Origin of the sequence: Geomicrobium sp. JSM 1781026, assembly GCF_041949955.1 — a bacterium.
Taxonomy (GTDB): Bacteria; Bacillota; Bacilli; order Bacillales; family Marinococcaceae; genus Geomicrobium_A.
In genome coordinates, this window is sequence record NZ_JBHFQF010000020.1 from 1 (window position 1) to 24,532 (window position 24,532).

Annotated in this window: 32 protein-coding genes; 5 read left to right on the forward strand and 27 right to left on the reverse strand. The window is 43.8% G+C overall.

The window, feature by feature from the left end:
- Positions 1 to 175: 175 nt before the first annotated feature.
- Positions 176 to 343: a DUF2759 domain-containing protein gene (locus tag ACE1TF_RS20025; protein WP_081829129.1), complete on the reverse strand. Its 168-nt coding sequence runs from the start codon at positions 341 to 343 to the stop codon at positions 176 to 178.
- Positions 344 to 478: 135 nt separating this feature from the next.
- Between ACE1TF_RS20025 and ACE1TF_RS20030 the strand changes: the two genes are divergently transcribed.
- Positions 479 to 1,114 carry an MBL fold metallo-hydrolase gene (locus tag ACE1TF_RS20030; protein WP_375019390.1) on the forward strand — a complete coding sequence of 212 codons (636 nt, stop codon included), beginning with the start codon at positions 479 to 481 and terminating at the stop codon, positions 1,112 to 1,114.
- A 44-nt stretch (positions 1,115 to 1,158) separates the two neighbouring features.
- On the opposite strand, the gene ACE1TF_RS20035 is transcribed toward ACE1TF_RS20030, so the two are convergent.
- The 10 genes from ACE1TF_RS20035 to comGA all read right to left on the reverse strand — a co-directional run bounded on the left by ACE1TF_RS20035 (position 1,159) and on the right by comGA (position 5,834).
- Entirely contained in the window at positions 1,159 to 1,401 is a 243-nt protein-coding gene (locus ACE1TF_RS20035; RefSeq protein WP_042399557.1) for a DUF2626 domain-containing protein, read from the reverse strand.
- Positions 1,402 to 1,496: 95 nt separating this feature from the next.
- Entirely contained in the window at positions 1,497 to 1,727 is a 231-nt protein-coding gene (locus ACE1TF_RS20040) for a YqzE family protein (protein ID WP_042399442.1), read from the reverse strand.
- A 75-nt stretch (positions 1,728 to 1,802) separates the two neighbouring features.
- Complete coding sequence (locus ACE1TF_RS20045) at positions 1,803 to 2,192, reverse strand: hypothetical protein (protein ID WP_375019392.1); 390 nt, start codon at positions 2,190 to 2,192, stop codon at positions 1,803 to 1,805.
- Positions 2,192 to 2,662 (reverse strand): competence type IV pilus minor pilin ComGF, encoded by a 471-nt coding sequence (locus tag ACE1TF_RS20050; protein WP_375019394.1) that lies wholly within the window; start codon positions 2,660 to 2,662, stop codon positions 2,192 to 2,194. Before ACE1TF_RS20050 ends, ACE1TF_RS20045 begins: the two co-directional genes overlap by 1 nt.
- On the reverse strand, positions 2,644 to 2,928 hold the full coding sequence (locus ACE1TF_RS20055; RefSeq protein WP_042399450.1) for a type II secretion system protein: 285 nt from the start codon (positions 2,926 to 2,928) through the stop codon (positions 2,644 to 2,646). The genes ACE1TF_RS20050 and ACE1TF_RS20055 overlap by 19 nt, the downstream gene beginning before the upstream one ends.
- The gene (gene comGD, locus ACE1TF_RS20060; RefSeq protein ID WP_373900543.1) at positions 2,915 to 3,367 is read right to left on the reverse strand and encodes a competence type IV pilus minor pilin ComGD; all 453 of its coding nucleotides are present in this window, start codon (positions 3,365 to 3,367) and stop codon (positions 2,915 to 2,917) included. Before comGD ends, ACE1TF_RS20055 begins: the two co-directional genes overlap by 14 nt.
- Entirely contained in the window at positions 3,345 to 3,650 is a 306-nt protein-coding gene (comGC, locus tag ACE1TF_RS20065; protein WP_042399455.1) for a competence type IV pilus major pilin ComGC, read from the reverse strand. Before comGC ends, comGD begins: the two co-directional genes overlap by 23 nt.
- Positions 3,647 to 3,814 carry a hypothetical protein gene (locus ACE1TF_RS20070; protein WP_193744692.1) on the reverse strand — a complete coding sequence of 56 codons (168 nt, stop codon included), beginning with the start codon at positions 3,812 to 3,814 and terminating at the stop codon, positions 3,647 to 3,649. The genes comGC and ACE1TF_RS20070 overlap by 4 nt, the downstream gene beginning before the upstream one ends.
- Before the next feature lie 14 nt (positions 3,815 to 3,828).
- On the reverse strand, positions 3,829 to 4,863 hold the full coding sequence (gene comGB, locus ACE1TF_RS20075; RefSeq protein ID WP_375019397.1) for a competence type IV pilus assembly protein ComGB: 1,035 nt from the start codon (positions 4,861 to 4,863) through the stop codon (positions 3,829 to 3,831).
- Entirely contained in the window at positions 4,860 to 5,834 is a 975-nt protein-coding gene (comGA, locus tag ACE1TF_RS20080) for a competence type IV pilus ATPase ComGA (protein ID WP_375019428.1), read from the reverse strand. The genes comGB and comGA overlap by 4 nt, the downstream gene beginning before the upstream one ends.
- A gap of 1,069 nt (positions 5,835 to 6,903) precedes the next feature.
- Between comGA and ACE1TF_RS20085 the strand changes: the two genes are divergently transcribed.
- On the forward strand, positions 6,904 to 7,782 hold the full coding sequence (locus ACE1TF_RS20085) for a VOC family protein (protein ID WP_375019399.1): 879 nt from the start codon (positions 6,904 to 6,906) through the stop codon (positions 7,780 to 7,782).
- Positions 7,783 to 7,858: 76 nt separating this feature from the next.
- Here the strand turns inward: ACE1TF_RS20085 and ACE1TF_RS20090 are convergent, their stop codons facing one another.
- Genes ACE1TF_RS20090 through ACE1TF_RS20100 form a run of 3 tightly spaced genes read right to left on the reverse strand, consistent with a single transcriptional unit; the run spans position 7,859 to position 10,414 of the window.
- Positions 7,859 to 8,434: a hypothetical protein gene (locus ACE1TF_RS20090; RefSeq protein WP_375019401.1), complete on the reverse strand. Its 576-nt coding sequence runs from the start codon at positions 8,432 to 8,434 to the stop codon at positions 7,859 to 7,861.
- Positions 8,427 to 9,059: a thiamine phosphate synthase gene (thiE, locus tag ACE1TF_RS20095; protein ID WP_375019403.1), complete on the reverse strand. Its 633-nt coding sequence runs from the start codon at positions 9,057 to 9,059 to the stop codon at positions 8,427 to 8,429. Before thiE ends, ACE1TF_RS20090 begins: the two co-directional genes overlap by 8 nt.
- A complete protein-coding gene (locus ACE1TF_RS20100) occupies positions 9,056 to 10,414 on the reverse strand; it encodes a sigma-54 interaction domain-containing protein (protein ID WP_307189746.1) in 1,359 nt (452 codons plus the stop codon). Before ACE1TF_RS20100 ends, thiE begins: the two co-directional genes overlap by 4 nt.
- Before the next feature lie 111 nt (positions 10,415 to 10,525).
- Here ACE1TF_RS20100 and ACE1TF_RS20105 point away from each other — a divergent pair, with 111 nt between their 5' ends.
- Entirely contained in the window at positions 10,526 to 11,719 is a 1,194-nt protein-coding gene (locus tag ACE1TF_RS20105) for an ornithine--oxo-acid transaminase (protein WP_375019406.1), read from the forward strand.
- Between the two features lie 42 nt (positions 11,720 to 11,761).
- Here ACE1TF_RS20105 and aspA read toward each other — a convergent pair whose 3' ends face one another.
- From aspA to rpmG, 10 genes are all read right to left on the reverse strand, one after another.
- Positions 11,762 to 13,180, reverse strand: a complete 1,419-nt coding sequence (aspA, locus tag ACE1TF_RS20110; protein ID WP_375019408.1) for an aspartate ammonia-lyase — start codon at positions 13,178 to 13,180, stop codon at positions 11,762 to 11,764.
- Positions 13,181 to 13,200: 20 nt separating this feature from the next.
- Entirely contained in the window at positions 13,201 to 14,088 is an 888-nt protein-coding gene (gene rocF / locus ACE1TF_RS20115) for an arginase (RefSeq protein WP_375019410.1), read from the reverse strand.
- A 14-nt stretch (positions 14,089 to 14,102) separates the two neighbouring features.
- Positions 14,103 to 15,059: an ROK family glucokinase gene (locus ACE1TF_RS20120; RefSeq protein ID WP_375019412.1), complete on the reverse strand. Its 957-nt coding sequence runs from the start codon at positions 15,057 to 15,059 to the stop codon at positions 14,103 to 14,105.
- Positions 15,060 to 15,077: 18 nt separating this feature from the next.
- On the reverse strand, positions 15,078 to 15,296 hold the full coding sequence (locus ACE1TF_RS20125) for a YqgQ family protein (RefSeq protein ID WP_042399474.1): 219 nt from the start codon (positions 15,294 to 15,296) through the stop codon (positions 15,078 to 15,080).
- An 8-nt stretch (positions 15,297 to 15,304) separates the two neighbouring features.
- On the reverse strand, positions 15,305 to 15,796 hold the full coding sequence (locus tag ACE1TF_RS20130; RefSeq protein WP_042399478.1) for a hypothetical protein: 492 nt from the start codon (positions 15,794 to 15,796) through the stop codon (positions 15,305 to 15,307).
- Positions 15,797 to 16,174: 378 nt separating this feature from the next.
- Positions 16,175 to 17,752: a rhomboid family intramembrane serine protease gene (locus ACE1TF_RS20135; protein WP_375019415.1), complete on the reverse strand. Its 1,578-nt coding sequence runs from the start codon at positions 17,750 to 17,752 to the stop codon at positions 16,175 to 16,177.
- 96 nt (positions 17,753 to 17,848) lie between these two features.
- On the reverse strand, positions 17,849 to 18,037 hold the full coding sequence (locus ACE1TF_RS20140; protein ID WP_042399485.1) for a hypothetical protein: 189 nt from the start codon (positions 18,035 to 18,037) through the stop codon (positions 17,849 to 17,851).
- A gap of 50 nt (positions 18,038 to 18,087) precedes the next feature.
- Complete coding sequence (locus ACE1TF_RS20145; protein ID WP_375019417.1) at positions 18,088 to 18,828, reverse strand: DUF92 domain-containing protein; 741 nt, start codon at positions 18,826 to 18,828, stop codon at positions 18,088 to 18,090.
- Positions 18,828 to 19,379 carry a 5-formyltetrahydrofolate cyclo-ligase gene (locus ACE1TF_RS20150; protein WP_375019419.1) on the reverse strand — a complete coding sequence of 184 codons (552 nt, stop codon included), beginning with the start codon at positions 19,377 to 19,379 and terminating at the stop codon, positions 18,828 to 18,830. The genes ACE1TF_RS20145 and ACE1TF_RS20150 overlap by 1 nt, the downstream gene beginning before the upstream one ends.
- A 52-nt stretch (positions 19,380 to 19,431) precedes the next feature.
- Positions 19,432 to 19,581, reverse strand: a complete 150-nt coding sequence (gene rpmG / locus ACE1TF_RS20155; protein WP_042399487.1) for a 50S ribosomal protein L33 — start codon at positions 19,579 to 19,581, stop codon at positions 19,432 to 19,434.
- A gap of 112 nt (positions 19,582 to 19,693) precedes the next feature.
- Here rpmG and ACE1TF_RS20160 point away from each other — a divergent pair, with 112 nt between their 5' ends.
- Positions 19,694 to 20,044 carry a hypothetical protein gene (locus ACE1TF_RS20160; RefSeq protein ID WP_375019421.1) on the forward strand — a complete coding sequence of 117 codons (351 nt, stop codon included), beginning with the start codon at positions 19,694 to 19,696 and terminating at the stop codon, positions 20,042 to 20,044.
- Positions 20,041 to 20,502, forward strand: coding sequence for a hypothetical protein (locus ACE1TF_RS20165; protein WP_042399492.1), 462 nt, complete (start codon positions 20,041 to 20,043; stop codon positions 20,500 to 20,502). Before ACE1TF_RS20160 ends, ACE1TF_RS20165 begins: the two co-directional genes overlap by 4 nt.
- Before the next feature lie 14 nt (positions 20,503 to 20,516).
- Here the strand turns inward: ACE1TF_RS20165 and ACE1TF_RS20170 are convergent, their stop codons facing one another.
- The 3 genes from ACE1TF_RS20170 to ACE1TF_RS20180 all read right to left on the reverse strand — a co-directional run.
- Positions 20,517 to 22,589, reverse strand: coding sequence for a peptidoglycan D,D-transpeptidase FtsI family protein (locus tag ACE1TF_RS20170; protein WP_375019423.1), 2,073 nt, complete (start codon positions 22,587 to 22,589; stop codon positions 20,517 to 20,519).
- Between the two features lie 75 nt (positions 22,590 to 22,664).
- Positions 22,665 to 23,945 (reverse strand): MFS transporter, encoded by a 1,281-nt coding sequence (locus tag ACE1TF_RS20175; protein ID WP_375019425.1) that lies wholly within the window; start codon positions 23,943 to 23,945, stop codon positions 22,665 to 22,667.
- 428 nt (positions 23,946 to 24,373) lie between these two features.
- Positions 24,374 to 24,532, reverse strand: a 159-nt coding sequence (locus ACE1TF_RS20180) for a transposase (RefSeq protein ID WP_375019430.1), incomplete at its 5' end; no start/stop codon positions are given.

Genomic DNA, 24,532 nt, shown 5'->3' on the forward strand with positions numbered 1-24,532 from the left:
ATGATGTGATAAAATGCATGGATACGCAGCTCCTTGTCTATGACTTGTTTCGGCAAATTCAAGTATAGAGGACAAAGGAGCCTGCGTATTTTATTTTGCCTCAGTTGTTTTTCCACCCCAACATTTAATGTAGAGCCAAAAAAATAAACCGGAAGACAATGTCTTCCGGTTTATCTTAGGCTTCTGGTGCGCCTGAAATCAGGGTCATCACACCGAAGAATCCAAATACGAGGATGCTAGCAAAAGAAAAACCTACACCCATAAAGTTCCGACGTTTCAACTCTCTAAAAAAAGCAATTACAGATAAAATTGCTACAGCCAAAGTAATCGCAGCCATTGCCATAATTGTTCTCTCCTTATTAGGAATTTTATTTGAGTTTCTTAAAACTGCACGCATTTGCGTCGTTGTGACCTTCTTTTCAAACCGATTCATCCTGTGTACAATGGACGAGAAAGAATGGAAAGGAGTTATTACTTCATGAAATGGTCACAAGTCCCTTTAGGACCGATTCAAACGAATGCTTATGTGCTTCAAAGTAACAACCAAGAAGCGATTATATTTGATCCCGGCGGTGATGGGGAAGCGTTTGAAAAAGCCATTCGCGACGCCTCTTTAAAGCCTCTAGCCATCTTGTTAACTCATGCCCACTTTGATCACATCGGAGCGGTTGACCACATCCGTGATGCGTTCTCTGTTCCGGTGTATGTGCACCAAAACGAAGCAGAATGGCTAATGGATGACGAGCTCAATCGTTCTCGCAATTTCTTAGGCGGCAATGGATTCACCGTTAAACCCGCAGATCAAATCATTAAAGAAGAGGGTCAACTTACCATCGGTGACTTCTCGTTTCAAATACTTGAAACGCCGGGCCACTCTCCAGGAAGTGTTTCGTATTATCATTCTTCATCCGAAACCGTATTCTCTGGCGATGTCTTGTTTCAAAGTGGAATCGGCCGCACCGATTTACCTGGTGGCGATGAGGGAACCCTCATGACGACCATTCACCAAAAGTTAATCACTCTTCCAGAGTCTACACATGTGGCACCTGGACACGGACCTGCGACGACCATTGGAGCAGAAATGGATCAAAACCCATTCCTCAACGGATTGTAAGACAGGTGAAAAAGGCGGAACTCCACCGCCTTTTTATGTATACCTTAGTGACCGAATGCAGGCTCCATAATGAAAATTGTATACACTGAAAACACAACCATAAATAAAGTAAGGTACGCGCCGAAAATGTATACATAATTACGCTCTGACAAGTTCATAAACCCTAGACCTACAAAAGCTGCCGTTTGCGCAAAGAATATAAGTGCCATTTCATACATGTGTCCAACAAAGAACAAGACAGCAAAAATACCAGTCCAGAATCCCATGACTCTAAACATGCGGCCCATTTCATTGTTCATTTTGTTCCCTCCTTAGCTGCAGAACTCAAAAGATTGTCCTTCTCGATACTCCCATTATATATGAAATGAATTCTGCTTGTAAATCACTTTCCCCTTTTTCCTGCTAAGATCAAACGTGCACCTGGTTTTTTCTTTGCACGACGGTAGCTAATCTTCATTGCTGTCGGGATTAGCCCAAACATTGTAAACATTCTTAGCTTTCGTTTCTTCCTTGCCTGTCTGCGTTCTCGGTATGTGGTTTCCGAAGAAAAGAAGTTTTCCATACCCCGTAAAAAAGTTTCAACCAAATATTTTAAATAAGGATTCGGGTTCATCGTGATCATCTCCTCTTCTATATCGTTGCCAAAAAACGATGATATTATGCTCATACACGACAAAGGACAGCGACGTTAATCGCTATCCTTCTTCCCTTCTATACGCTCTGAAATTGTCGGCTCATCTTCATCTTCTGGAGGGAATTCGGTCTTCACATGAAACCGATGTTGAAGAATAATGTCCTTGCCCGTCTCAGCGAAGAAATTGACCGCTTGATAACCTTCACCGTAAGTTCCTGTCATCGTGTACCGGAATCTTCCTCCAGTAACTTCCCACTCATCAGCGGTCGTTGTTTGTCCGTTTTCATAAAGTTGCCACCATCTCTTCTCACCTGCTTTTAATATTAACGTTGCTTGATGAGACGATTGATACGCTGCAAACATCTTCACTTCAGTGACAAGTAGCAACGCTTGTGCACCTACAAAAGACGAGCACAAGAACCCAATAATAAGAACAAGTGGCATCATTGCACCCTTTTGACCGATATGAATTCTCCTTCCAAGGCGTTTGATCTTTCCAGCACTTGTTCGTGCTCTCGGTTGTGATTTGTAATCGTCACCCGAACGCCTCCATCGTTAGAAGTTTCCACGAAAAACCGATCGATGTTCGTTAGCAAAATCGTGTGACCTCTTCCATCGACTTGCTGGACGAGGTTACCGTTTCGCATCCGGATCATCCGCTCTGTTCCATCGGTATCCACCATCGTGAGTAAGTGGCGGTTGTGAACGATGTACTCTTTCGTATGCATCGCCTCTCTTTGCAACTGCTGAAACCATACAAACATCTCATGCTGGTGGTGCAACCGCTCCATACCGAGCGGTTGCACAGCCTTCATGGCTAGCGGAATTACAGCAAGTACAGAGAATAAAATCATCATCGCCACCATCGTTTCAAGCAACGTAAACCCTCGATCGTTTAAGGCTTTTGCATGCATACCTCCCTCTCCTTCCCAGATGAATCATTCCACGTTACACACCCATTTGAGGCGCTTCCTTTACGCACATATTGCACGCCATTTTTTTCTACAATGTCCTTTTGCTCTTCATAAAGAAGAAGGTGGAGAGCATCATAAGAACGGGATACAGCTTCTCGTTCTTCGTGTAATTGCGTAGCAACCGGAATCGTTCCAGCTGTGATAATGACCAACACTAAAAGGGCGGACACAACTTCAATGAGTGTAAATCCTTTATCTTCGAACATAATAAAACCTCCCCGAACCAATTAAAAAGGTAAATTGAAATCGCGCATGATCTGCATACACTTCAAAGCTCCCCGAATAGCTCAAGTTGCCATTGCGATTGAAGATAATTTGGTCCGGACGGATGGTCGAGCCGCTAAATACAACGTACTCCGGCACTTCAACCTGCTTTACAATTTCGTTAGCTACCAATATGCGATACCGGTGGTTATCAGGCTGAATGTACAATCTCGCTGAGCGGTTACGCGTCAACGCCAATTGCTGTGTATAATGTAGGTCTTCCACTAAGCGGTCAACAAATGTCGTAATTTCTTGTTGTTTCGTCACAGATTGAAAATGCAAAAGCGGCAACAGCAGAAAGATCGAAACAATGAGTAGTACTAATGACATCTCCATCAATGAGAACCCTTGATCCCGCTTAATTCGAACCGATCTCCAAATCTTTTAATGAGATCGTATCGCCATTCGGACACGTAATGCGATCGACTAACCCTTCCGATTGCAAGTCTTTTAAGTCTGTGAGTGGTTTCCCGAATTGAACTTCATAACTCCCTGCTTGCGCTCTTAACAAATCAATCGTTGCTTCACAACTTTTGGACTGCGCGACCTCACTGTTTTTCACCATATTTGGAATGGCGATGAGTAGTAACACTGAAATAATGAGCAAGACGATCATCATTTCTATCAATGTAAATCCTCCCTGTTTTTTCCAAAATTGTTTCATGACCGCACTTCCTCCTTCTTTTTATATAAAATTGTGACAATTTTTTCGGTATCATCATGCTGCTGATATTCTAGTTTCTCAATGTATTTCTGAAGACGTTCAAGTTCGTATTGAACGTGCAACAGTCGTTTTTCTAATCGTTCAATCTGTTCATTCTTTTCCAAGGGATCATCTCCTTTTATCCGTCGATGGACGTGATGAGTTGAAAAATCGGAATGAAAATGGACATGAATAACAACAACATTGCCATCCCAATGACGAGAAACATAATCGGTTGAATTGAAAATACGAGCTGTTTTGTCCGTTCATTCATTTCTTCAAATAGCATTTCACTATAATGGACGAGGTCATCCGCTAACTGACCCGCATCTTGGCCGTGACGAACGATGGCAGGGAACTCTTTCGTATATATGCCCCCGTCTAAAAACGCTTCATCAAGTGAAGTTCCACTATCAAGCAACTGTTCAAGGCGTTTGCCTTCCTCTGAGAACAGTGAGCGTTTTTCGTGAGAAATGAACACACGTAACACGTCATGAGCGACAAGTCCACCTCGTAAAAGGTGGCCAAACTGTAAGCTAATTGAATAAGTGACGTAAATGCGAAGCAACGTACTTACAAACGGAACACGGGAAAAATAGTGCAATTTCTCAATGGCGGTTTTGGATTTGAACCAAAGCTGATACGCAACAAATCCAAGCAAAAAGATAAACACGAACATCAATAAAATGTATGGGATGGACTGAAATAGCGCGAAGGTAAACGTCGTAATGAGGGGATAATCAATATTCATTGTGCTGAACAAGCTTTCAAATTGAGGAAAGACGAAAAACGTCATAACGAAAAACAACAGCATAATGACCCATAATAGAAGGATGGGATAACGCAGCACCGAACGAATTTTTGTTTTTACTTGTTCTCGTTCATGCAACATTCTTCCTGCAAAATAAAATCCGTTTGCAATCATGCCGTATCGTTCTGAGAAATGCAAATAAGCTTCAATATCACTTGGAACTTGTAATGCCTTAATGGCTTCTTGCCACGGCTTTCCTTCTTCCAAGCTCAATAGCCATTCATCGGTTCGAGCTTTGGCGATGTCGCCTCCATTATAACTTAGCAGTTTTGCTCCGTGGTTCAGCGTATACCCACGACGCAGCAAACGACCCAGGTTCAAGAAGAATTTCGCTTTTTTGGCTTGGGGCCACTTTCGTTTCATCTGTTCACCCTCCCTACTGAGCAAGGGTTTGATGACGCCGTTAACGCTTCACCTGCAAAGTGATGTAATTCCTCTCTTAATTCGTCACCAGTTAAGAACTGATAATCAGCTTTTCGTTGATGCACAAACACATCTCTTTTCGTATCCGTATAAACGAGACGTTGAGCAATGACCGCTACGAGGCTTTCCGCTAGATAATTAGGTGGCACACCAAACTCCAGCAATCGAACGAGAGCACCACTTGTATGCCTAGTATGAAGTGAGGTGAGCACAAGATGACCCGTCATTGCGGCACGCACCGCAATTTGTGCAGTTTTTTCATCTCGGATTTCTCCGACCATCAAAACATCTGGGTCATGACGCAGTGCCGCTTTAAGTGCTTCGCTATAATCCAACCCTGCTTGCTCGTTTACTTGAAGTTGAGTATACGTATCATGAGGCTTCTCAATTGGGTCTTCCACTGAAATGATATGGCGGGAGTCAATCGCAACGAGGTGTTGGAGCATTGCATAAAGCGAAGTCGTCTTACCTGAACCCGTCGGTCCAGTAAAAATAACGAGGCCATCTGGCAACCGACAAAGGTTTTGAAGCTGTTGGACTGGTTCGGTAGTTGTTGGAAGTTGAGATAGGTGAATGTCTGTGCTGAGGGGGAGAAGTCTAGCAGCCATCCGTTCTCCATTGCGGAGCGGGACCGTTGATAAACGTATAGACAAGCTGCCATCGCTAAGGTGAAAGGTAATCGCCCCGTTTTGGGGAAGCCTGCGCTCGCCAATATCCATTCCAGAATGGAACTTCAAGTGGGCGACAATTCGTTCTGCTGTCTGTTTCTTCATTCGTTGATGCTCTCGCATCATCCCTTCAATTCGAAACGACACAATCGTCTCTTTTTCGAGTGGATGAAAATGAACATCGGTGGCATAAGCTTGTTTTGCCTTTTCAAACAAACTTACGCATTGCTCTGTCGTGGACACATTCAATGGTTCACCACCTTCAATTATACTATACGACTCTCTCAACTACGAAGATTCGACACGTTTTGTTCTTTTCCTTCTTAAAAGTTGAAAAAATTTTTAAATCATTCATGTGCAACATGAACAAGTGTAAACATGTAGCTGTTCAAGTGAGGCGATGAATCCTTCTAGTAGATTTTAATCTATATAAGTTGAACGAAAGAAATTCATTGAATCGAATGACCGAGATGGGTCTTTGCGGGTGAGTGTTTGCATATTGCGTGTTGAAATTTATCTCGTTGCTGATCGTTGTTCGTCACTGCAAGAGTTGAGGGCAACACGAAAAACGTTTGCCGAACGGTAAAATGTCGTGACCGAGGCTCACCACCTGGCACAAGCATGTGATAGCCGGTCATGTATGTGACAATCCAGCCCTCAAACCGGACACTTTCGGCACGCAACTGTTACAAAACGCATTATTTGTGACAGTTGACACCGTTTATGTGCGCATTCACGTTTAAAATCCCAATTTTTCTTTCTCAAGTGTCACATTAATGAATATATGGGGCATTTGGACTTCTTTCCACATACCGTAGCCAGGAGGCAGAAACATGAACCGATGTCGCCCTTGTGCTACGGTGTATCAAGAAAACACGGTGGGCGTACTTTGACCACCGATGTTGCACTTGTGCTCTGGAGTACAAGCATCCGCCTGCAGTGGAAAGCAACAACAAACTGCCCAATTAGGAAAATGTTACGTTCATTATGTATAGCTTCTTGCGATTGGTACGAGAAACCTCAAGGCTTTTGCCCACTTACAAATAAACCGAGTATTCCACGGTCATCATATAGGACAGCGGTATTCACCTTCTCAACAACTCTTTAATGTGGCAGTTCAGATTCATAATGATGACTTTTACTCTACCCATCGTCATAAAAAGCCGTTTTTGAGACAATTAGAGCAACGATATAAAATCCTCGTCCTGTAGACAGATGAGAAAGCGAACACGTTGTTGCACAAAAATCAAACCATTGCTTTTTGTATATACGATCATTACACTTTTAAAAAAAGACTTAGGAGTGTTTCTATATGTCCAATGCCCCCTTTCACGCTCCACCAACCGTGTTCCCAAACCATCTTACACTAATGGTTCAGGACATGGAAAAACAGAAACAGTTTTACACGAAACAGTTAGGATTGACGGTAATACAGGAATCTCAAACTGAGCTTTATCTCGGTGCCAATGGAGAGGACGCTTTACTGACGTTAAAAACAACAGCTGGTGTAGCGGATAAAAGTCCGAGACAGCTCGGACTATTTCATGTCGCTTTTTTGCTACCAAACCGTGAACTGCTCGGTCAACTTGTGTATCATTTGCTTGAAAATAACTACCCAGTGCAAGGTGCATCTGATCACCTTGTAAGTGAAGCTTTTTACCTCGCTGATCCGGAAGGCAATGGCATTGAATTATACGCCGATCGACCAGCGGCGTCATGGTCCTATCATTCAGGACAAGTCGTTATGGCGACGGAGAGGCTCGATGTCGACGGACTACTGGCAGTAAGAGAGCAAGCACCATTTTCTGTGCTGCCTACTCATACTCGTATCGGACATTTGCACTTTCACGTGCATAACCTTGATGACATTCGCCATTTTTATGAAAATGGGCTTGGCTTTGCTGTCATGACTACGTACGGTGATCAGGCGTTGTTTATGGCGCAGGCAAACTATCATCATCACCTTGCCTTTAACCTTTGGGCTGGAACGAATGCTCCACGTCGAAGTGAGCGCCAAATTGGAATGATAAGCTATTCCCTGATGTACCCAGATGAGCACACCCGCACACAAGCGGTAGAACGACTTCGCGCTTTGGGTTATTCGCTCCAAGATTCACCTACATTCGTCGTCATAGACCCCGCAGGTGCACACGTTGAGCTGAGCGTAGCAGACGCGAGATCGTCACGATGATGAAGAAACGGAAGCTTGTACGCTAAAGTACAAGCTTCCGTTCAAATTGCAGATGAAACTCCACCTGCTAAAACGATTAAAATGTCTCTTCAATTACCCAATAGAAGTGATCAAAGCCATCCATTCCTGGGAATGGCGGTTCTTCAAAGGTTGGATCGTCTCCTCCTTGGCCAGCATGAGTTTCCCACGTATGAAGGTAATAGACAGTCACTTCTTCTATTTCTTCACTCACCGAAATTTCCGCATGACCTTCAACTCCATAAACGTTGTACGTATCGAGTCGGTTTGGAAATGACAAAATCACACCGTCATCAACGATTTCGCCGTCTCGTGCATACACTTCATTGCCACTTTGAAACAACGTCACCGATGCCTCGTCAATTTGATCACCAGACATCTGCTCCCCATCGCTGTTAAAGAGCGTGATCCCTACATATTCTTCTCCTTCTAATTCACCTTCTGGTAACATTCCCCAGTCCCAATGCACGTCAACGGTTGTATCGCCAATTTCTGCATCAATTTCAACCACTTCTTGAAGTTCATCGTGGTCGATGCTGTCTGCTCCTGTGACATACATATAACCACCAATAAACAATGCAATCATTAATCCGCCGGGTATAATCCACATCCATTTGTTACTGCCTTTAAACATTATTTCGCTCCCCGTCATACAAATTCGTATAGTACTTTGCCGCTTCTTTTACATTGTCCTTCGCTACTACACCGCTAATCACCGCGAGTTGTTTAGCACCTGCTCGTATAATATCACTTGCATTTTGCTCGTTAATGCCACCAATTGCCACCGTAGGGATTCGTACTGACGATGCAATTTCTTGAAACCCAGAAACACCAATGGCTCGTTCGGCATCGATTTTTGTATTCGTTTGAAACACCGGGCCGACACCGATATAATTCGCACCGTTTCGCTCTGCCTCTTGCGCTTGTTCAATCGAATGTGTAGAAATCCCTATGATTTTTTGATGACCAAGTAATTTTCTCGCTTCAATTAACGGAAAGTCTCCTTGACCGAAGTGGACACCGTCAGCATCGACTGCAAGCGCTACATCTAAATGATCATTCATGAAAAACGGAACTCCAAATCGACTGGCAAGCCGCTTTAATGCTCTGCCTTTTTGTATAAGGTCGTACTTTGAGCTGCTTTTATCACGTAACTGCAATGCGCTCGCACCACCTAGGAGCACTTCTTCCATAACCTCTACCATTTCCCGATTAGGGTGTAATTCTTCTCCGGTAATCGCATAAAGTCCACGCTTCATGATCGTTTGTCCCTTTTTTGTTTTATCTTCTTGAGTCGATATTGCAAGTTTTGCCTACTCATTCCAATCGCCTCCGCTGTTTTTGTGATATTGCCTCTGTATGCCTGTAAGGCTTCTTGAAGAAATTGCGATTCACACCGTTTCATATATTCATCAAATAATTCGGCCGGCTCCCTTATCGCATGCTGCCGAAACCGTTGCGCAAAATAATTTGGCATATGGTCAATTGTAAGCACTTTTTCATCTTCATCTATAACATTCATTGCCCCTTCAATGAGATGCTCTAACTCTCGGACATTTCCAGGAAAATCGTGCTCGAGTAAAATCGTCAACAGCTTTGGATCAACGGACTGGACATGCATTTTAAATCGTTGATTAAACTTATGAACAAACGCGTGAACGAGCAAGTCGATATCCCCTGACCGCTCTCGAAGAGGTGGCACACGTATCGCAACTACGTTCAATCGATAGTACAAATCTTTTCGCATCACACCATTTTCTATCGCTTCATCAGGCTCTTCATTCATAGATGCAATGATGCGCACATCCACAACGACGTCACGAGTTCCCCCAACCCTTCTCACCGTTTTATCTTGTAGTACACGCAGTAGTTTCGCTTGCAAAGCAAGTGGGAGTGAGTTTATTTCATCCAATAGCAACGTTCCTCCATGTGCTTGCTCAAAAAGTCCAGGTTTATCTTTTGCCCCTGTAAAGGCTCCGTTTGCCGTACCGAACAGTATACTTTCTAACAGTTGTTCAGGAATGGCTGCACAATTTTGGGTAATGTACGGCTTGTCTGAGCGATTGCTTCCGGAGTGAATGCTTTCAGCAAAAAGCTCTTTGCCTGTGCCCGTTTCTCCATACAATAAGACAGAGGATGAAGTTCTTGTCGCTCGCTTTGTCTCATCAATGACAGTGATCATCGCCTTAGAATCCCCAATTAAATGATCAAACGTATACGTGCCATTGTGCTTGTTCGTATTATGACGTATGAACTCTTCAAGGCGGGTCACGTCTCGCGCAATTTCTACCGCCCCTTGCACACGATCATTTTCTATGAGTAAAGCAGTTTGATTGATGGTTGTTATCTCTCGTCCGTAACGATTCACATACGATTGCTTTATGCGAGAACTCCCCTGCTGTTCTTGAATGGCTTGAAGTAACGTGCTATTATCTGGATCAGCAAATGTAAACACATCTTGAATCGGCTTATGTACAACTTCTTCTTTTTGATGGCCTTCAATCTCAGCCATTTTTTTATTATAATAATGCGTCACGCCATCTCGATCAACGATGTGCACACCTGTCTCTAAAAGGTCAATAAATTGTCCGAGCATATGTGCTGATAGTTTCACGCGCTCCACCCCTCATCCGAGTATTATTATAGCAAACGAGCTAGCCGATGACACGTCATACATACAATGGCACGAAAATTGCATTATTAAGGTTGAAAGGAGTTTTTCATTATGTCAACGTCAAAACAACTCATTGATCAGCATGATCGTTACGGAGCACCGAACTACCTTCCTTTACCTGTCGTTATTTCTGAAGGGAGCGGCTCTTGGGTAACTGACTCAGAGGGGAATCAATACCTTGATATGCTGAGCGCCTACTCTGCTGTAAACCAAGGACACCGTCATCCACACATTATTAACGCATTAAAAGCGCAGGCGGACCGCCTTACGTTGTCGTCTAGAGCTTTCCATAACGACCAGATTGGTCCATTTTATGAGAAGCTGTCGACACTCACAGGCAAAGAAAAAATTCTTCCGATGAACACGGGCGCTGAAGCGGTCGAAACTGCGCTTAAAGCAGCTAGGCGATGGGGATATCGTGTGAAAGGCATTCCAACAAATCAAGCAGAAATTATTGTGTGTACCGACAACTTTCATGGTCGCACAATGGCAGCGGTATCTTTATCTTCAAACGAAGAATATCAAGCTGACTTTGGGCCATTGCTTCCTGGCATTACGGTCATCCCTTACGGTGATGCTGAAGCTTTAGAAGCGGCAATTTCGAAGAACACGGCAGCATTTATTTTTGAACCAATTCAAGGGGAAGCCGGCATTCTCCTTCCACCAGACGGTTACTTAAAAGCCGTACGAGAAGTGTGTGACAAGCATGACGTTTTAATGATTGCTGACGAAATACAATGTGGGCTCGGTCGTTCAGGAAAGATGTTCGCTTGTGACCACGAAAACATCTCTCCTGATATGTTTATTCTCGGCAAAGCATTAGGTGGAGGCGTCATGCCAATCTCAGCAGTATGTGCTGATGCTGACATATTAGGCTTATTTGAACCCGGATCACACGGATCTACTTTTGGAGGCAACCCACTTGCCTGTGCGGTTTCCTTAGCTGCTCTTGAGGTCATTGAAGATGAACAATTGCCAGCACGTGCAGATTCGCTTGGCACTGCTTTCATTAATAAGTGCAAAGAAATTAAGCACCCAGCGATAAAAGAAGTGCGTGGTCGCGGACTGTTTATCGGTATAGAACTTCACGAACCCGCGCGTCCTTATTGTGAGGCGCTAATGGCAGAAGGCATGCTCTGCAAGGAAACTCATGAAAATGTATTACGGTTAGCGCCCCCGCTCACAATCTCTGAAGAAGATCTCGCATTTGCACTGTCAAAGCTACAGAAAGTTTTTTCATCGTAAAAAAGAGATCTGGCCGACAAATTACGGCCAGATCTCTTTTGTTTACTCCATAAATCGCTTGCCTGCAATACCTGGATTCGTCATTTCTTGTGCATCTAATATTTCATCTAGCTCTTCTTCTGTTAGAATTCCACGCTCTAAACAAATCTCTTTTACAGACCGACCGGTAGAAAGCGCTTCTTTTGCAACTCTTGAAGCGACTTCATATCCGACGTGTGGATTAATTGCCGTCACGATGCCTACGCTTTTATGAACTTGAGCTTCGTTATGTTCCACATTTGCCGTCATTCCCTCTAAAGCATACTTACGCAAAACGGTAAGTCCATTTTCCAATACCGATAATGATTGCAACAGATTGAATACGAGTACAGGTTCCATAACGTTGAGTTCTAGTTGCCCTGCCTCGGAAGCAAGAGAAATGGTATGATCGTTTCCGATGACTTGGAAAGAAATCTGATTCATCACTTCACACATAACCGGGTTCACTTTCCCTGGCATAATAGAACTTCCTGGTTGTCTAGGTGGTAGATTAATTTCGTTTAAGCCTGTTTTTGGACCAGAACTCATTAACCGAAGGTCATTTGACATCTTTGATAGGTTAATCGCAAGTACTTTTAATGACCCGGACAATTCCGTGTAACTGTCTGTGTTTTGCGTTGCATCAACAAGGTGCTCGGCACTTACAAGTGGCATTCCCGTTAACTGTGCAAGATAAGTGGAAACGGTCTCAATGTACTCAGGTTGTGCATTTAAACCCGTTCCAACAGCGGTTGCTCCCATATTAATTTCATAAAGATGGTCCAGTGCTCGGTGCAATCGCTCACGATCTCGTTCAAGCATACGTCGGTATGCTCCCATTTCTTGACCGAGACGAATCGGCACGGCATCTTGAAGATGCGTCCTTCCCATTTTAATTACATCATCAAACGCTGACTCTTTTTTAGCCAACGTATCAATTACCGAATCTAGCGCATTCTGCAAGCCTTTAGAAAGTTTGAGTGCTGAAATATGAATGGCTGTTGGAAATGCATCATTTGTTGATTGCGCCATGTTTACGTGAGTGTTTGGACTCAAGCGCATATAGTCGCCTTTTTCGTAGCCTAAAATTTCAATCGCTCGGTTGGCGATCACTTCGTTTGCATTCATATTAAATGACGTTCCGGCTCCACCTTGTATGGCATCAACGACAAACTGATCATTATGTTCACCCTCAATGACTTCCTCAGCTGCTTTTATAATTGCACTTGCAAGTGTCTTATTAAGGTTTCCTACGTCACGATTTGCCATTGCCGCAGCTTTTTTTACATAACCAAAAGCCTGAACTAATGCGGGATGTGGCGGATATCCTGTAATTGGAAAGTTCTCAATCGCTCTGACCGTTTGAATGCCATAATAGGCATCTGCCGGGACGTGTTTCTCCCCTAAAAAATCTCGTTCAATTCGGTATTCATTTGTGTCCATGAGACAAGTGTCCCCTCCAGTTATTTTAACTTCTCTCCGAATAATGATCCCATTAATGCAACGGCCGCTTCTGCCGTTTTATTTTGCTCATCCAAAATTGGATTGACTTCGACAAATTCACATGATGTCACTCGCTCTGATTCCGCTAACATTTCCATCGCAAGATGACTCTCTCGATAAGTGAGCCCCCCTGTCACTGGAGTGCCTACGCCTGGTGCATCAATTGGATCGAGCCCGTCAAGGTCTAAGCTTAAATGAATTCCATCACAATGCTCGAGCGTCTGCAACGCTCTTGTCATCACTTCTGACATGCCTAATCGGTCGACTTCATGCATTGTAAAAACGGTAATCGCTGATGTTTTTAAAAATGCCTTCTCCGCTTCATCAAGTGCTCTCACTCCAATCAACACGATGTTTCTCTCCTTCACGTGTTGACCATCAAATAAAGAGGTCAATGACGAATGTCCATGACCGATCGCTGCAGCGAGTGGCATTCCATGAATATTCCCTGACGGAGAAGTCTTATCGGTATTAAGATCTCCGTGTGCATCATACCATATAACGCCGAGCTCGTCATAATGAGGGGTAATTCCTGCCAACGTTCCCATCGCGATACTATGGTCACCCCCAAACACGAGTGGGAAGTGGCCGTTGCCAACAATTTGGTGAAGGGATGTCTTGAGCGTTTCATTCGCTGCTTGTACGGCAGATAAATGTTTTAAGTTTTCTTGATTTTCTTTGATTGATCGTTCCACAACGATGTCTCCGTCATCATTCACCTCATATCCAAGTGCTTCTAGTCGCTCAATCGCTCCGGCATAACGAATGGCACTCGGCCCCATATCAACACCCCGTCGGTTTTGACCTAAGTCGAGCGGCGCACCAAGTACGGATATTGTTCTATTCATTATTCATTACTCCCTTATGTAAAATTCTTATTCTCACGGTTGATGACTAACCATGCACAACCGTAAATACCTGCGTCATTCCCAAGCTCTGCGATACCAAATGAAAGTGAACGGTCCGCTTGCTCTAATGAGAAACGCTCATAATGTTTCTTCAGCGGCTCCAGCAATTGGTCCCCCGCCGCAGAAATCCCGCCGCCAATAATTATCTTTTCTGGATTCAATAACGTAACCACATTTGATAATACGAGTCCCAAGTAGTACAAACTTTCGTCGATCACCGCTTGTGCCAATTCGTCACCCTCGTTCGCTGCGACAAACAGTTCCGACACTTCACTTTCTGCATGTAATTGGGTCGCTTGTCCACTTGATGCGAGTCGCTCTTTAAGGTTTAAAGAAAACCCTTTCATTCCAACATATTCTTCAAGGCAGCCTCGTCGACCGCAAGAACATAAACGACCTCCAGGGACAACGGTTACATGCCCAACTTCACCACCGGTTCCACTCGGCCCATTGACGACGTCTCCATTTAATAAAATCCCACCGCCAACACCTGTGCCTAGGGTGACACAAAATGCTGACCGGCTATTCCTTCCGGCCCCTTGCCAGTATTCACCCGCTGCAGCCATATTGGCATCGTTATTTATGTAGACCGGCAAATGAAGCGCTTCTGATAAGCTGTTTTGTAAAGGGTAATTTCGCCAGCCGATGTTCACTGCAAAATCAACCCGTCCTGCGTCTTCATTCACAAAACCAGGCACACCGACGCCTACACCAATCACTTGATCTTTAGAAATATTGGATTTTTGCAGCTGTTCACGTATGCTTTTTGCTACATCTTCACTAATATTAACGCCTTCATTGCTTGTATCGGTCGGAATGCTCCATTTGTCAATCATCGCGCCTTTATCGGTAAAGATCCCCATTTTTACCGAAGTGCCACCAACGTCTGCACCAATTGCATACTTTGTCATGAGTGTTCCCCTCTCTAATTACGGGCGGTCACCTTTTTCTTCTAATCGTTGCACCTCTCCTCTTAGTATACTTCGCCCTTGAACGTATTGCTTTGCTTCAATGAGCCCAAACTCATACAATGTTCGAAGCTCCTCCTCCATTAATAAGAGATCCTCTTTGGGATCTCTCGTGTAAATGACGGTATTGTAGTTCAGTAAATATTGTCGAATGTCATAAATCGTGTGAAAAGATTTCATTACACCTATTATAACAATTTTCCAGCTGTAGCGAAAACAAGAAATAAAAGTGGAACATAAGGAAGCCAATTTATTCTTGCCCACTGTACATACAAATGATTTTGAATGAAAAAGCCAGCGATTAATCCGACGCCAAACATGACGATGAGGAGAAGGAACGTAATTAGTGTTGAAAACCAAACATTAACAAGCGCTCCTGTAAGCACGAACAAACCGATCATACTCAACCACAATCGTATATCCTTCTTTCCAAAATAACCAAAATACGGGTGATACGTCATAATTGCTGCTGTAATAAAAACGACCGTACACGTTAACCACAAGCCGCTAAGCCAGGAATTAGGGATCCAAGATAAGTAGCCATTTGAAAGAGCAAGACCGATATACCCCGACCCTGCAAACAAGAGCGCAAATAACACCATCCATTTTTCAATATCAGCAATGCGCTGATGCACGAGCATCGCTCCAAATGAAGCAGCAACCATAAAAGCCGCTATCATAACAACCGCTCCTTTGCCACATCCACATGACTAGTCATATAAAGCTCACTGAAAAAGGGAAATAGAAAAACATATAACAATGTTTCGCTTATAATACATAGAAAATCTCAATTAGGCCGTGTCTATGATGGCATTTGCTTGAATGAGGAACCATTTTTAACTTGAATCCCCACATAAACGCTTCTATGATAGGATAATTTCCGATTGTAACGCTACTCCCCACATGGGTCGGACCCAATGGTTCGCGTTCACAAGTAGCGTAGAGCGTGGTTCGCTTTTTTTCAGTGACCTCAGTCATATAGTGTATGCCGGGTTCGTCCAGTGAATGATTCAAACACGAAAAAAGCTGGGCAACATCTCCTGTCGCCCAGCTTCTATTCATTGTCCGTTGCCTTCCATTTTTTCATAGAAATCTTCATAATGTTCATTACCAGGATCCATGTCTAGTGCTTCTTCTACGTATTGCCTACCTTGTTCTTCGTCCCCTAGTTGATAATACGTATATCCAAGATTGTACACCGCTTCGTGAAACGCTGGGTTTTCTTCAATCGCTTGTTCATAATACGCTTTTGCTTCTTCGTAATTTCCACGACCGATTTCACTATTGCCAATTACAAAGAACGCTTCCGGCGCTTCTGCCTGGTCAATGACTGCTTCCATCACCTCATAGGCTTCATCGTAGCGCTCTTCTTCCAATAACTCTTGGCTCATTTGCATCTCAACTAAAGGCAGGGGATTGCTCGCTCCGTCAGAGTGATAACCATACAAAAATACGCCTACCCCTAAACTTACGAGAGCAACGGCTCCAGCAACACTTCGCATGAGTGACGTCTTCACATTCGGAAGTTGCACGATTGAAGCCGCTAAAAACCCACCAACTAGTCCACCAATATGTGCACCATTATCGACCATCGGTACGACCGTTCCAAAGACGAGGTTAATCCCAAGAATAATGAGCAGGCTCTTGCCCATCGTTTTAAAGAATAATTCCTTATGCACAAGACCAAAGTAAAGAAGGGCCCCGAAACAACCAAAGATTGCACCAGATGCACCGGCAGACACTTGAGCTGTAAACGCGTAACTTGCTATTGAACCGATCAAACCTGCAAAGAGATACACGAAAATAAATCTAGTTGAACCGTAAATTCGCTCTACCGCAGTACCGAGATAAAACAACGCAAGAGCATTCATGATCAAATGGAAAATTCCGATGTGCAAAAACATCGAGGTAACGAGTCGCCACCATTCGCCTGCATCGATCGCCGGATTGTATTTTGCTCCTAAATCAATGAGTGCGAGCACATCTTGTGAACTACCTCGCGTTTCTAATAGCAAAAACACGAGGAGGATAGCGGCAAGAAGAATCATCGTAAAGCGTGGCTTTCCGTAAGTAAAAACACGCGTCACTTCTTCACGCTCACGCTCCATCTGTCTAAGCACACGCTTTCGTTTCACCGTCGTTCGATCTTCTTTTATTTTCGGTTCATGTTCTAGCATGTCTTCTCGGGTAGGAAACCCTTCTTCTGCTTTAAATCCTTTCAAAAAACGGTGAAGATCGTCACCGTGGTGCGCACCGATTGACGATGCAAATAGTTTCGTATGCATCGGTCTTTTTTTTGACGCATCCGTATATAAAATTTCTCCTGTTTTACTTTTCCAATCATCAACCGGCGCAATTGATGTGATGTATATGTTGTAATAGTGAACTTCTTTACGTTTAGAAGGCGTCTTTAACATTTGAAACTGACGCAACGTCTGCTTCATGAACTCGTCCAAACCCCGACTCCAAGACATGTCAATCTTGGACAAGCTTAACACAGACACTTCATCTTTCGTATTGCGTTCTAACCACAATTGCTTTCGATCACCACTCACATGGATGGCTTGAAACCCGTGTTTTGTCACAAGGTGGTCAGCGAGCTCCCAAAAGAGAACATCTTGGTCTCTAACTTCCATTGCATTCATCCTTTATCGGTTTCATTCTGCTCTCTTCTATAGTAAGCCACAACCATCCGTTCATGCGAATATTTCTGCTTCATCCTTTAAAAAAAGTTATTGTTGCATACGAAAAGGCGAATACCGTTTCATCATATACTTTCTGAACGCGGGAATCTCCATCATCAGTTTAATGAGCACTCTTCGTCTCGTTTCATTCATGAGCAGTCGATTCAGCAATCGGTGCCGATTGCAATACCCGACGCCCACCAGTACTAACAGCAATAAGAAAATCGTTTTCTTCATTTTACATACCTCCGCACATTTCTGCTTAGTGTGCGGCGTTGTTCACATCGCTATGCAAAAAACCAAACGACGATGGCTGCCGACAACGTACAAAGCGTATTTACGGAGTTATTTCCGAGAAAACGAACCCCCCGTACGAACGTTGTCTGCTTCCGGCAATGCACAAGACTTTCCGTTTTCTGTTGGCACACACGGCATTTTCGTTCTTCTTGGGCATACGCGCCAAAAACGGTGTCGATGATTGAGCCGACAAAGCCTGCTACTGTCATAATCACCAAGGTCCATGCATCTAAAGAAAATACATACCAGCCGACCAATGAGACGAAGAAGCTACCCAAAAGCGCTGCAAATGTACCGACAATCGACACCGCTCCTGACAGACCGTTTTCGCCAATCGATCGTTTGCGCAAATGATACGGCCTTCCTCCAAAACGTCGCCCCAGTTCTGTTGCCCACGTATCACTCGCAGCAGCAGCTAGTGAAGCGACAAACATGATGATGGAAAGCTCACCAAGCCAAGGGTAAAGCAACGCACTCCCTGCTGCTACTCCCCCGTTGGCAAGCACCTGCCAGGCAGTCCGTTGTTCTTTCTCTCGTGTGAACGTTCGTGCCGGCAATCGACCTAACACCGTGCTACTCACGAAAAATACACCTAGCACAATGAGCCCTTCCCAGGAGAAGAAGTAAGCAATAATAAAACCTACACCTGTAGCGGAGAGTGCGCCAAATAGAGACAATGCCCGCACTCGTAGTGCAGCAAGTGCAATAAATATAACTAAAATAAATTCCATTACAATCTCTTTTCTACAATCAGTTTTTGTACAGGAATATCATGACGCTCACGCGGCAATTTGTGTATGTATTGAAAATGATAAAGCATACTGATCGTTTTTACGTTGGTTCGGCTTAAAAAGGCGTCATAGTAACCCCCGCCATATCCTAAGCGGAACCCATCACAGTCAAATGCAATGCCTGGAACGATGACGACATCTAACCGTTCACTCTCGTCTTTTGATTCGTGAGGATCAGGCTCAAGAATGCCATATGTACTTCTCATTAGTTTTGTATGTTTTGTATATTGATGAAACGTTAACACTCTGTTTCGGTGAGCATAAGGAATCAACACATGTTTTCCTGCTTCCCAAAGCTTCTCAATTACAGGTTGGGTGGGTATTTCCTGAGCCGTACTTAGTGTAATTCCAACAGTCGATGCTTCTTTTATAAATGGGTCCATAAGCAATTGCTCGATTAACGGTTCTGCGCGCTTTTCCTTGTCGTTTTGAGACAGCTGACTTAACTGAGCGGTTATGTGTTTGCGTATGTCTTTTTTCTGTTGGTCCACTCGATACCGAACTCCTTTTCTCTACAAAAAGAAGCAGCAAAAATTTTGCTGCTTACTTTGTTTCACGGTGGAGCGTATGTTTTTTAAGTCTTGGGCTGTACTTGTTCATTTCAATACGCTCTGGATTTGTTCGTTTATTTTTTGTCGTTATATAGTTGCGGTCACCTGTTTCCGTGCATGCAAGTGTTACCTGTACGCGCATCCGTATCCCTCCTATCATCGCAATCATACCAACATATACTAACAGTTTTATAAAAATAAATCAAGATGAAGTTATGTTCGACTCGTTGTATAATGGTGATGAGGTGATCATCATGTTAGTACTTACAGGAGTGCTATTTCTATTAAGTGCTCTTTTTATGCTGTATTCTCTATACGCCCAAAAACAAGAAACGGGTGCGGGTAAACAAAGAGAAGAGGATGCACTACAATTAATGGGAGATGTGTACGAACTCCAATCTCAAGTAAAAAGACTTGAAGACGAGATTCTCACTACTCCTGAAGGAAATCAAAAGAAGACTTCGTCGTTGCAACAGCTAACCGTTACGGCTAATTTAAAATACGAACAAGGCTTCTCAATTGAACAAATCGCAACGTCGCTACAGTTGCATGAGGATGAAGTGATTCATTTGCTTCCTGACCATGTAAAGGAGCGATATGCATGACAAGTAAATCTGCCAGAGGCATCGCCATCGGGTTCTTATTTGCTGGCGTGATTGTGCTTGCAGCCAGTTGGGTCATAGAAGACGAACCAGAAACCGCATCTAGCGAAGAAACGCCAGAAGTGGAAAATACACCACTCGTCCGAGAAAGCGGACTGGATTACTACGACGACGATGCACTGCTTGAAGAAATTGAAGAGCGCGGTCTCGTCTCAGAGGATGAAGAACAAACGAGCGAGACGACGGATACACTTTATATGACCATTAGCTCCGGCATGAGCAGTGGCGAAGTTGCCGAACTGCTCGAACGAGCAGAAATGATTGAGGACGCAGACGAATTTCAAACGATGATTCATGACGCCAACTTAGAAATGCTTATCCAAACCGGATTCTATGAAATTGAAAGCACATTATCTCCTGAAGAGATTATTCGTGTAATCACAAGAGAAGCAGACCTATAAGGTCTGCTTCTTTGTTATTCAATATCATCTTCTACCCCTTCTTCAGGGTCTGCATAGATTTCTGCCTCGTCTTCTTCTCTCTGTGGATTTACTCGGTCTTCTTTTAAGTCAAAGTACGCACTCAACGACTCTCTTGCAATATGGTTCGCAATTCCTTGCCGTCCACCTGAACTATCTAAGGCCACATTTGGCACGACGACGGCAATCGCAACTTCCGGATCGTCGTAAGGCGCATACGCGATCATCGTCTGGTTGTTCCCTCGCACGCCACTTTGCGTCTCCACCTCTGCGGTCCCCGTCTTTGCTGCAGCTTCATAGCTCACTTGATTTGAACCATTGAAGTAGCTGTATGCCGTCCCACCGCCTTGACCACCGGTCGCAACGACTTGGCGCATGCCTAACTGTACTCGTTCAAAATCAGCCGTTGAATTATCAACCGTGTTTAGTACTTCTGGCTCGAATTGACGGACGACCGAACCTTGGTCATACTCTTCATCCGTGCTCGGCTCTCGAATTTCTTTCACTAGCCTCGGCTTCATTCGTTTACCATCATTAGCCACTGTTGCACTCATTTGCGCCAGTTGCATCGGTGTATACGTATCAAATTGACCAAAGCTCAAAAATAACACCAAACCGGATTGGCTGTTGCCAATATATCCACTCGATTCGGAAGGCAAATCAATACCTGTTTCCGTCCCTAATCCAAACTGCGCATAGTGATTACGGAGTGCCTGATAAGAATATCCTAAGGAACCCCACTGATTCGTTGACATGTTATAGTCTGCTAACCTCATGGCAATTTCGGTCATATAAATGTTTGACGAACGCCGGATCGCATCTACGTCGTTAACATAACCCATCGTTTGCCAAGAACGGATCGTTGGTGTACCTGGAATACTCGTAATCGGTGAATCATTTACAACCGTTCCGTGGTCAATAACTCCATGATGGTAACCTGCGAGCACAGTCGCTGGCTTCACCGTTGAACCCATTTCAAAGGTACTCGTTGTTGCTCCAAGGTTCTCGCCATTATATCCTGCTACCGTTAGAACCTCTCCGGTGTCTGGCTCCATCATGACAACATACGCTTCCCGATCAGCAATAAAATTGCCTGTCATTTCTTGATTAATAATCTCTTCCACTTCTTGTTGCAATGCCATATCAATCGTGAGCATCAAGTCATTCCCGCGTCTGCCGGGGTCAGTTGTTACGTTACCTTCAGCATCCGTTCTCATGACCGCTTTCTCACCGCGAAGCACATCTTCATAATAGGACTCTAAAAATGACGTTCCAACGACGTCACTTCGCTCATACCCATGGCCGACATAGTTTTCAATCTGCTCTGCTGGAATTGAACCTGTGCCGCCAAAGTACCGGCGAAATGACTCGCCGTAAGGATAGATTCGTTCGGCATCACGCATAATATCTGTACCCGGAAGGTCATGAAGAATTTCTGCCATTTGGTGGGCTTCTTCCTGCGTTAACCCTCTCGCTATTCGATTTGGCGAGTAATTGTACCCGCTAAGCATTTCCGCCCAAATGACGACCGCCTCTTGCTCATCTCGATCAAAAGATTCCATAATTTCATTTTCATCTAATCGGTCTAATTGAAGTTGATAAAATTCATCATCTTCAAGCTCATTCCCTTCTTCTGACGTCACCAAAGAATCAACACGATCTTGTAAATCTCCTGATTCTTCAATTGTTGCTTTGTATAATAAGTAATCTTTCCACTCTCTTGCATTTACTGACTCAATGTCATCATCTTCAATATTCAAATAATGAATGAGCTCATGAGCAATTTCATATCGCTCTAAATCATTATTCGGTGTATTCGTATATGTGAGCGACAGTTGCAAGTCGTTGTCAACGACAACATTGTTATAGCGATCAACCATTAAACCGCGCGGCGCATCTACATTTGCCGTCTGTTCTTCTTGCGAACTGAGCATCAGATCATAAGATTCCCCTTGAACAATCTGAATGTACCCTAACCGTAAAATTAACACTGAAAAAAGAATGAACACACCAAAAAACAACACATTCAGCCGAAATGGAATGTGGTTTTTTCGCCGTTCTCTAACCATAGGGAAGCTCCTCTCCACTACTTGCTTCACTCATTGTAGCATGCCTTCGTGAGATGAAACACGACGATTTTGTGACTACGTTTGTCGATTTGCATCTTCCAAACGCTCACTATTATAATCTTGATCTTTGTTACTTGAAGACCAAATTTGAATGGGTCGGATGCAAAAGTATAAAAATAAGTGACCGGCTCCAAAAATTAACATGACGAGGGGAACTCCTTTCGCTTGCCCAATCGCATTCACAACTACCATGAAACAAATAATTGAACCTGCACGTCCCGCATTTGTAAACCACTCTCGCATGATCAAATATTCAACCCTCATTGAGGCCGCTTTATACGCTTTGCCGATAATGTCATATGTCATCGAAACGTAGGGAACGAAAATTAAAGGATACGCCATTGAAATAATAATCCCGTAGATGATGAGTGTCACAAACGTTCGATCCGGGAGAATAAGAAAAAGCGCCCCGTATAACATAATCGCTCCAGTCAAAATTGCTCTTTTTCTATATTTCGTTTTTAAATATTTGCCTGCTAGAAAATAAAATACAAAAGAAACACCAGACGTGACAAGCCCATATGTACCTAGTGCCAACTCACTGCCTGTAGACATGTACACCCAGATGACAATGACAAAGACGAACACGCCCTCTCGTAACCCTTGAAAGAAGTGAGCAAAAAGAATTCGCCGCCAGTCATCATCGACGTGACGCCGCTGCCATACAGAACTGATACGAAATATCCCAGGAGATGAGCGTTTCTTAAATCGAAACGATAACCAAACAGCAACCGCAAATAACAGTAACGATATAAAGAAAATGGTTCGATAACCAGTAAACCCTGGAAACCATTGGATGACTAAACCAGCAGTGAATGGCCCGATCATCCCTGCTAATGAAGTGAATAAACCGAGAAATCCATTGAAAGAATCTCTCGTATCCGGCTCAGTAATTTCGAATGTAAGCACATTAAACGCTAACCAATAGATGCCAAATCCTAAACCTAGCAGTGCGCCAACCACGATGATCATTTGGCTTGCATTCTGACCTAGCAATAACACCGTCAAGTAAAATAATGAGAGCACAATAACACCGATTCGTAAAACAATCGTACGGTCCATTTGCTTTGTTAGCCGTCCAGCTAGGAAAAAAGCTAACGGTTGAAACAACACGCTCGCCAGCTGATACAGTGCAATCATCATTAAGTCTTCGGTCTGCTTCCATAAGTATACATTGACAAACGTGTTTGAGAGCGCTGTACTCATTGCGTATAAGCCGCCTGTAATTAACAGGAGCTTATAGTCTCTATTTGTGAACACATATTCTGGTACAATGTTTGTTACCCAAGCCTTCATGCAATCCCCACCTCAAAGCATAGCTTGTACCAAACACCTGGAATTGATTCACTCGATTAAGGATGTTTTGGATCGTACAACGACGTTTCATTGCATTTCATAAACGTGAGCCTAGTAAGCTTGATTTTTAGGTTCTAAGTCAAATGTTGGGGTAGAGACAATACGCCTCTGAGGCTGTTGAAAAACTTAAATATTTTCTTTATAGAAGTGTAGGGGGTGTCATGGCTACGCTTGCCACGGGCGTTGCCTCAGCTATCGCGCTTCGCGCGAGGATCTTCGGCTAACGGAAAAGGAAGTTCGACATTCATTATGAATCATAATGATGTCGAACCAACCTGCTTACGCAGGCCGCCGTAGGCGTCTCCGCCATGACACCCCTTCTCATTTTGCACAAATTGAGAGACTGTCACACACCTCTGCTCCTTTGTTTATCCTACTCGACTTGTATGCTCTTTTAATGGGTGATGCAATAGCACCTTCAAACGCAGCCGGTCATAGCGGCGAAAGCCAAACGCATTGCGCTTAATGACCTTCGTCTGGTTGTTCAGCCCTTCAATCGGACCATTCGTGTGACCAAAAATAAAGCT

Excerpts from the sequence above, each read along its gene's own strand:
- ACE1TF_RS20055 (WP_042399450.1), bottom strand. The coding sequence starts at position 2,928 with ATGTTCGAAGATAAAGGATTTACACTCATTGAAGTTGTGTCCGCCCTT.
- ACE1TF_RS20140 (WP_042399485.1), bottom strand. The coding sequence starts at position 18,037 with ATGAAGAAAACGATTTTCTTATTGCTGTTAGTACTGGTGGGCGTCGGG.
- ACE1TF_RS20165 (WP_042399492.1), top strand. The coding sequence starts at position 20,041 with ATGACAAGTAAATCTGCCAGAGGCATCGCCATCGGGTTCTTATTTGCT.
- rocF (WP_375019410.1), bottom strand. The coding sequence starts at position 14,088 with ATGAATAGAACAATATCCGTACTTGGTGCGCCGCTCGACTTAGGTCAA.
- ACE1TF_RS20170 (WP_375019423.1), bottom strand. The coding sequence starts at position 22,589 with ATGGTTAGAGAACGGCGAAAAAACCACATTCCATTTCGGCTGAATGTG.
- rpmG (WP_042399487.1), bottom strand. The coding sequence starts at position 19,581 with ATGCGCGTACAGGTAACACTTGCATGCACGGAAACAGGTGACCGCAAC.
- ACE1TF_RS20090 (WP_375019401.1), bottom strand. The coding sequence starts at position 8,434 with ATGTTTAAAGGCAGTAACAAATGGATGTGGATTATACCCGGCGGATTA.
- ACE1TF_RS20145 (WP_375019417.1), bottom strand. The coding sequence starts at position 18,828 with ATGGAATTTATTTTAGTTATATTTATTGCACTTGCTGCACTACGAGTG.
- ACE1TF_RS20120 (WP_375019412.1), bottom strand. The coding sequence starts at position 15,059 with ATGACAAAGTATGCAATTGGTGCAGACGTTGGTGGCACTTCGGTAAAA.
- thiE (WP_375019403.1), bottom strand. The coding sequence starts at position 9,059 with ATGAAGCGTGGACTTTATGCGATTACCGGAGAAGAATTACACCCTAAT.
- ACE1TF_RS20025 (WP_081829129.1), bottom strand. The coding sequence starts at position 343 with ATGGCAATGGCTGCGATTACTTTGGCTGTAGCAATTTTATCTGTAATT.
- ACE1TF_RS20160 (WP_375019421.1), top strand. The coding sequence starts at position 19,694 with ATGTTAGTACTTACAGGAGTGCTATTTCTATTAAGTGCTCTTTTTATG.
- ACE1TF_RS20050 (WP_375019394.1), bottom strand. The coding sequence starts at position 2,662 with ATGCATGCAAAAGCCTTAAACGATCGAGGGTTTACGTTGCTTGAAACG.
- comGC (WP_042399455.1), bottom strand. The coding sequence starts at position 3,650 with ATGAAACAATTTTGGAAAAAACAGGGAGGATTTACATTGATAGAAATG.
- aspA (WP_375019408.1), bottom strand. The coding sequence starts at position 13,180 with ATGGACACAAATGAATACCGAATTGAACGAGATTTTTTAGGGGAGAAA.
- ACE1TF_RS20125 (WP_042399474.1), bottom strand. The coding sequence starts at position 15,296 with ATGAAATCTTTTCACACGATTTATGACATTCGACAATATTTACTGAAC.
- ACE1TF_RS20130 (WP_042399478.1), bottom strand. The coding sequence starts at position 15,796 with ATGATAGCGGCTTTTATGGTTGCTGCTTCATTTGGAGCGATGCTCGTG.
- ACE1TF_RS20035 (WP_042399557.1), bottom strand. The coding sequence starts at position 1,401 with ATGGGCCGCATGTTTAGAGTCATGGGATTCTGGACTGGTATTTTTGCT.
- comGB (WP_375019397.1), bottom strand. The coding sequence starts at position 4,863 with ATGAAACGAAAGTGGCCCCAAGCCAAAAAAGCGAAATTCTTCTTGAAC.
- ACE1TF_RS20040 (WP_042399442.1), bottom strand. The coding sequence starts at position 1,727 with ATGAACCCGAATCCTTATTTAAAATATTTGGTTGAAACTTTTTTACGG.
- ACE1TF_RS20135 (WP_375019415.1), bottom strand. The coding sequence starts at position 17,752 with ATGGAAGTTAGAGACCAAGATGTTCTCTTTTGGGAGCTCGCTGACCAC.
- ACE1TF_RS20175 (WP_375019425.1), bottom strand. The coding sequence starts at position 23,945 with ATGAAGGCTTGGGTAACAAACATTGTACCAGAATATGTGTTCACAAAT.
- ACE1TF_RS20030 (WP_375019390.1), top strand. The coding sequence starts at position 479 with ATGAAATGGTCACAAGTCCCTTTAGGACCGATTCAAACGAATGCTTAT.
- ACE1TF_RS20105 (WP_375019406.1), top strand. The coding sequence starts at position 10,526 with ATGTCAACGTCAAAACAACTCATTGATCAGCATGATCGTTACGGAGCA.
- ACE1TF_RS20085 (WP_375019399.1), top strand. The coding sequence starts at position 6,904 with ATGTCCAATGCCCCCTTTCACGCTCCACCAACCGTGTTCCCAAACCAT.
- ACE1TF_RS20045 (WP_375019392.1), bottom strand. The coding sequence starts at position 2,192 with ATGCCACTTGTTCTTATTATTGGGTTCTTGTGCTCGTCTTTTGTAGGT.